Genomic DNA, 7,399 nt, shown 5'->3' on the forward strand with positions numbered 1-7,399 from the left:
ACGAGAAGGCACCTTCCACATGGATACCGTGTTGCCAACCGTGGTGTACTCGGGCTTAAGTGCAGCAACAGACACTGGCAGCTCAGACACTGATGGCATCACCAAAGATCCGCGCCCGGTATTTACGGGCACGGTGAGCGAATCAGCGACGGTGACGGTTGTGTTAACCGACAGCGATGGAACACGCTTTGAGTACACAACGGGCGCGGCGGTTAGCGGTGCGTGGACAATCCCGGCGACCGGCAATCTGCCTCAAGGTCACTATGACGTCAGCGTGAGCGCAACGGATAAGGCGGGCAATACCGGGCCAGCGGTTGCAGGCAGCATTGATATTGATTTTACAGTTGTTGGTGGTGGTGCAGATACATTTGGTTTGACAGAATCAAGTGATAGTGGAACTAAAGGGGACCAAGTAACCAAAGATACTGATCTCTCTATTTCAGGTACTGTTGAGGCAGGCACTCGGGTGAATATTGCGTCTCTGCGTAATAGTGATGGAACTTCAGTGGATATTTCAGCTGTTGGAAGTGTGGTATCGAATGCACAAGGGCGCTGGGAACTAACGCTCCCTCTTTTAGGGGAAGGCACTTACACTTACACAGTTCATTATGTTGATCTAGCAGGCAATGTTAAAGATGTTGAAAATACACTAGAGGTCGATAGAACGATAAATATTACTGCTAGATTTGCATCAGAGACGGGTCATTCCGATGACGTTATTTTCACTAATGATGTGACTCCGGAGTTTACCGGGAGCGGGGCGCTAGGAGATAGAGTTTCGGTCATCTTGACTGGACCTAATGGTTTTAATACAGAGCTTTCTACTACCCTATCGTCTAGTGTTTGGAGCTTGAATAGTTCAGGTTTGACTACTGATGGCACTTATAGTTGGGTCGTAACTGCTCAAGACGCGGCAGGTAATACTCAAGCGCCTATAAGAGGTTCCTTCGTTCTTGATACTACAGACCCTGTGTTGATATCAGTAGGTGTTGAATCTTCTTCTGATACAGGCCTTAGTGATAGTGATGGAGTTACTCGCGATACATCGCCAAACTTCCTAATTCAAGGTGAAACAGGAGCTAAGGCAGTTCTTCAGCTGTGGTCTGGTAATTCAGCGGTAGGTCAAGCAAAGTGGACTTCATCAGAGTTAGTTATAACGAACTCAGGAGTATTAAATCTTGCTTATCCTGAAGCATCGCCACTAGAGGATGGACGCTATGTTTGGCGAGTTACGTTGACAGATATAGCTGGGAATGTAACGGAATCTGAAGTTCAGACACTGGTTATTGATACTGTTGCCCCAACCATATCTGATATTGATTTGGAAACCGATTCTGGATCAAATACTGATGATTGGATTACCAATGACAATACACCATTGTTCTCAGGTAGAGCAGAGGCTGGAACTCAAGTCACGATGATTCTTACCCGAAACGGGGTTGAGCAAGGAGTAACACCAACATCTGTTCAAGTAGGTAACGATGGAACCTTTAGTTATCAGTTAGTTAATACGCTAAATGATGGAAGTTACGAGGTTAAATTTGTCGTCACTGATGTAGCTGGAAACACAAAAGAAAGTTCTATATCCAACTTGGAAATAGATACAGCGGCACCTCCTTTGACGGGTGTCCGTCTATCTGAAGGCTCTGATTCAGGAATCAGTTCTTCCGATTCCGTGACTAAAGATAAAACGCCACAATTTGAAGGAAATTCCGAAGCTGGAGCAACTATATCTTTGGTTCTTAGCCGTGGAGATAATCAACTTGGCCCTTGGACTACAGTAGTTAGTAACGTAGACGGCTCTTGGACTTTATCTGTTGATAACGAAATTGAGGATGGAGAGTATAGCTGGCGCATCACAGCAACGGACATAGCCGGGAATGTTTCTGCAGCTGCAACAGGAGAAATTACTGTCGATACACAGGTATCTCAATTTGATGTAAGACTTTCTGACAGAGATGACACAGGATTCGAGAATAATGACAACATCACAAATAAAACGAGTGTGTCGTTAACAGGTAATGGTGAGAATAATTCAAAAGTTTCGCTAGTTTCTTTAGCTAAGAACGGGACGGTAATTGATGTTTCAAGCATTGCCGCAGTGAATGTTGCTAATGGAATTTGGTCACTGTCTTTACCTGCTTTAAACCTTGGCGATGGTGAATATTCATATACTGTTAAATTAGTTGATACAGCAGGTAATAGCTTAGTTCGTAGCGGAAGTGTAACTCTTGATACGGCACAGCCTATTTTAACTGCAGCATTAGATTCGGATAGCGACTCAGGAACTAGCAACGACGGTATTACAAATGATAAAACACCGACCTTCGTTGGTACTGTAAGTGAGCAATCTAGGATTGTACTGAAACTATATGACGGTGATGTTCAAGTTGGCGAGACCTATGGCCCCGTAATGTCTAACGCGAGTTGGTCTATTTCAGTTGGCTCAGAATTGGCTGATGGTAACTATACATGGGAAATCATTGCTGAAGATATTGCAGGTAATCAGTCATCTCAGAGGGGAGATGTCGTAGTTGACACAGTAGCCCCTTCTATTGTGTTTGGCTTAGATGCTGATTCAGATACAGGAACCTCTCAGTCAGATAATATTACGAAAGATCGACAACTTGAGTTTAAAGGTAGCGTCAGTGGCGAAGGTAGCCGTCAAGTAGAATTGCGGTTTGAATTCTATCGTGTTGGAGCAGAAAAAGATCCTGTGCTTGTAAAACAAGTTTCAGGTGGTTCAGACTTTACCTTTGATGTGGTAGCACCTGTTGATGGAAGCTATCAATGGAAATTGATAGCCATTGATGCGGCTGGAAATCAGACACAAAAAGCAGGGAATGTAGTTGTAGACACAGTGGTTGACGCATTTTCTCAAAGTACTGGGTTAGATCCTGATTCTGATTCTGGCACAAGTGATTCTGATTCAATCTCAAATGATCGAACACCTACTTTCACCGGTGCCACGGAGCCTCATGCTCGAGTGACTCTTACAATGGTTTTGTCTAATAATGAAGTTGTTAATATTGCCACTACTGCTGGCGAGAATGGATCGTTTATATTGACAGTACCTGAAGGGCAAGCACTGCAAGTTGACGGTGATTATAGTTGGACTTTAACTGCACAAGATACTGCGGGAAATCTTCTTGTTAAGGCTGGGCAATATACGCTAGATACTCATGCACCAGTAGTAACTTATGACCTTGCTGGGGATACGGGGAATAGCGACGATTGGATAACTAAAAATACTTCACTTGAAGTTTCAGGTACGAGTGATACTACGTCTAATGTCGAGGTAACATTGAAGGCTGGTCAATCTGTAATCAATCAGCAATCAATAGTACCTAGTAATGGTCGATGGGTTTATGAATACGCTAATGAGTTAACAGATGGTACTTATACTGTCATTGTAACCTCAACAGATGCAGCGGGTAATACGTTCCAATCAGAAAAGTCATTGGTAATTGATACGCAATTACTGAATACATTTAAATTGTATAATGATACTGGCAGCTCTGATTCTGACAACATTACTAATGCTGACAACTTAGAGTTCAGAGGGCAAACAGATTCGGATGCAACGGTGACACTGTCTGTTCTTAGTGCAGATAATGTTGAACTGTATTCCTATAACCCAACAGTTAGTTCTTCGACTGGGCAATGGTCTTTCACTATTCCTGTAGTTTTACCTGAAGGGAGCTATAAATTCTCTGTATCGGCAACAGATGTTGCAGGTAATACGCAAGTTAAAGAAGTAAATGTTGAAGTTGATCGAACTCCACCTCCATTGGCCGCTATTACATTAGATTCAGATGATGATACTGGTGTGAAAGGCGATTGGATTACGAAGGACACTCAGGTAAGTATTAATGGCCTTACTGTTAACGGAGCTAAAGTTACAATCTTAATTTCTGGTCAGCCAGAGCCAGTTTCGGTTATAGCAGGCCCCGATGGCCGTTTTAGTGTTGAACTGCCTGATCTTTCATTTGGAAATTATCAATTAACCATTACAGCTACGGATGTTGCGGGCAATAGTTTCCAAGTGGAACAGCACCTAACTATAACTCCAGATTCTCTTCCGTTTGTATATGGATTAGATAGTGATAGTGATAGCGGTATTAAAAACGATAACGTAACTAACGTTACAAGCCCTACGCTTTCTGGAACAGCTACGCCAGGTTACACTGTAGAAGCGACTTTAGGGGGTGTTACGTATCGTGCAGTAGCGGGTATTACAGGTGCTTGGTCTATCAACATTGGAGCAACTCTTACGGAAGGTCCGCAGCGAGTTAATTTTGTAGTAAAAGATGCTTCTGGAAACGTTGTACCTCCTGCAGTTGATTACACGTTTATCGTTGACACTTCGGTATTAACTTCATTCTCTTTGGATGGGGATTCAGACTCTGGAGAAAAAGGAGACTTTATAACAAATGCGCAGAACATCTATTTACAAGGTGTTTCTGAGCCTGGAGCTCGTATTGTTATTAAAGACAAATCAACTTCAGAAGTTGTTACAGAGCTAACGGCAGTTGATGGTGGGTGGGGTTATCTATTCTCTGGATTGAGTGAGGGTTTGCATACTTTTATTGTAGAGCTGAGAGATCCTGCAGGAAATGAAAACACACAGGAAGTTTCAATCACGGTTGATAGAACTGCACCGACACTAACTGTAAATATTGATGATAGATCTGATGTAGGAAAGATTGTATCTAACGAGATTTCACACGAATTCTCTGGCACAGCAGTAGGTGCTGATAGCGTAACAATTACTATTAATGGTGTGCAATATAATGTCGAAATACAATCCAATGGCACGTGGTCAAAATCATTTGATCTGCATGAAGGTTTTAATAATTTCACTGTGACAGCTGCTGATGTGGCAGGAAATATTACAACTACTCAAGGCATTGTTGTTATCAAGACATCGATAAACTTTCTCATGAATCTTGAAAACGATAATGGTCTGTATTTGTCAGATAAAATCATTAGTGGACATGAGATCAGGCTCGGAGGTAGCGGTGGTGTTGGTGATAACATTCGCTTAGTGTTAACTGGGCTATCAGGAGCTGCTGAAGAAGTTAGAGTTGTAGTTGGAGCTTCAGGGCTTTGGAGTGCGAGCTTTGACAACTTATCCGACAGTACTTATTCAGTCGTGGCACATGTAACAGATGATGCCGGAAACAGCTTAGAAAGAGTGTTGAATGATATCGTTGTCGATAATGTTTATACTTCTTTCTCTGCGTCTCTAGTAGATGAAGCAGGTATTGCTTCAGATAACAATATCAATTACGGTCAACCAAATTTCTCTGGATCTGGTGAGGCTGGAGCAAAGATATATGTCACCATTGGTGAACGTCAATTCGAGGCGGCCGTGGCGTCAGACGGTCGCTGGGAGTTCCGTTTCCCTGTAACTCTTTCAGATGGCGGTCATGTCGCGACTATTTATTCGAAAGATCTAGCCGGGAATACTAGTGAGTCAGTCACTGTTAACTTTGCTATAGATACAGGTGTTCCCACTGTCACATATGACATTACCGGTGTGGTTGACAATGATGGGGTGCAATATGTTAATGGTTCACAAGAAGATCTTATTTTTAACGGCACAACGTCTGAAGCTGGCAAAGTAATATTGGAAATCAATAACCAGAAGTTTGAGCAAGTCTTATCTGGAGCAGGAAATTGGAGTTTAAATGTAGGGCATATTGTTGAACAAGAACACGCATATACTCTTACTTTTGAAGATATAGCGGGTAATAAATCTGTTCAAACAGGCTCTGTAACTATTGATAGAACCATTAAGACTTTTGTTGATCTTTCTGCTGGCTCAGATAGTGGGGCTGTTAATTATGACAATGTGACGAATATAAAATCCATGACTTTCAACTTTGCATCTCAAGGCTACAGTACAGATAGTGGCGTAATTGCAAGTGTGCAAGTGACAGGGCCTGGTGGCTTCTCACAAAGTTATCAGAACATAAGCACGTCAAGTAGTTGGACTATGCCTGCAGCACTGGAAAGTGATGGGGATTACTCTTTTTCCTGGTCGTTTGTTGACCCTGCAGGTAATACTGCAAACCGGGGTGTTAATGTCAGATTAGATACAACAATTGATGCTCTCGATGTTAACGATCTATCTATTGAAGGTAAGGTGTTTGATCCGAATGATGGCAAAGTGGTTATTAATTCATCTTTAGTCTCTATGAATCTTGTGGACCATGGGTACTACAGCGTAGATATAACTGCCAATGGAACAAACTACAATGCGATGAGATCATCTGGTGGTTGGTTGTTCCCTGGTGTGGCACTATCGGACGGTATTAATAATTTTACTATTACAGCCTATGATTCGGCAGGAAATAGAACTACGTTCAGTGACAGGATAGAAGTTAAAAAAGGTTTTGATGTTTTAACTCTAAACATAGACGAGCATGATGTCGAAAACCTTTCTAATGTCATGGATGTTCTAAGTAACAATAAAAATGGCCAGGTTGTACTTGCAGGTAACATAGATGCAGGCTCGAGTTACACTATTTTAGTGAATGGCAAGAAAACAGTTAGTCAATCTGTTGGGGATGGTACCTCATGGAATTCAACGCTGACGTTGGAAGAGGGATCAAATAGAATTGTTATTAACTTTACAGATATTGCAGGTAATGAGAAAACTGTAACATTTAACGCTGTTATCGATACTATTGCTCCAATTATTACTGTTGACGGTATTCAAGGTGACGGATATCAAGTTATTGATGATACGAGTTATATCAAAGGTTCAACAGTAAACCTGAATGGACGTATCGAAGTTGGCTCATCAATTGTTGCTGTGTTGCTCAATGGTCAAGCGGCAACCTTTACTAAAGGAGATGCCACGCTAGGTGAGTGGAATATAACTGTTCAAGGGCTTGTTGAAGGCGACAATACTATTGTTATAAAAGTTCAGGATGCTGCTGGAAATACAGAAGATCGGAGTATCACTATAGATAGAGATCTTTCGGTTGAACTATTGAGTGGTGTTTTGGTTGATACAAATAATGACAATTTAGTTAATTCAATTGCCTTCTCTGGACAAGTCGAAATTGGCGCTAGTGTGACAGTGGAGATAACAAGTGAGGCGACTGGTCAGATAACTAAATTGAATGCATCCGTAAATGAAAATGGTAATTGGACTGCAGCGACTGATGGGCTAGCTGATGGACGTTATAATTGGATAATGAAAGCAACAGATGCTGCTGGTAATAGTAAAGCGACTGACTCGCAAGGTGTCTTTACACTAGATACTGAGGCACCACTGTTAACGGCGTCGTTGACAGACGCAGACAACGATGGCGTTGTAAACAGTGCACCGGTATTCAGTGGAACAGTGGAGGTGGGCTCTACGGTAGTTGTTGAGCTAACCAAC

Annotated in this window: 1 protein-coding gene; it reads left to right on the forward strand. The window is 42.2% G+C overall.

The window, feature by feature from the left end:
- Positions 1-19: 19 nt before the first annotated feature.
- Positions 20-7,399 (forward strand): Ig-like domain-containing protein (locus B5D35_RS20350; protein WP_078754328.1); only part of this gene is annotated, 7,380 nt, incomplete at its 3' end.

The organism is Enterovibrio nigricans DSM 22720 (genome assembly GCF_900167155.1).
Classification (GTDB): Bacteria; Pseudomonadota; Gammaproteobacteria; order Enterobacterales; family Vibrionaceae; genus Enterovibrio; species Enterovibrio nigricans.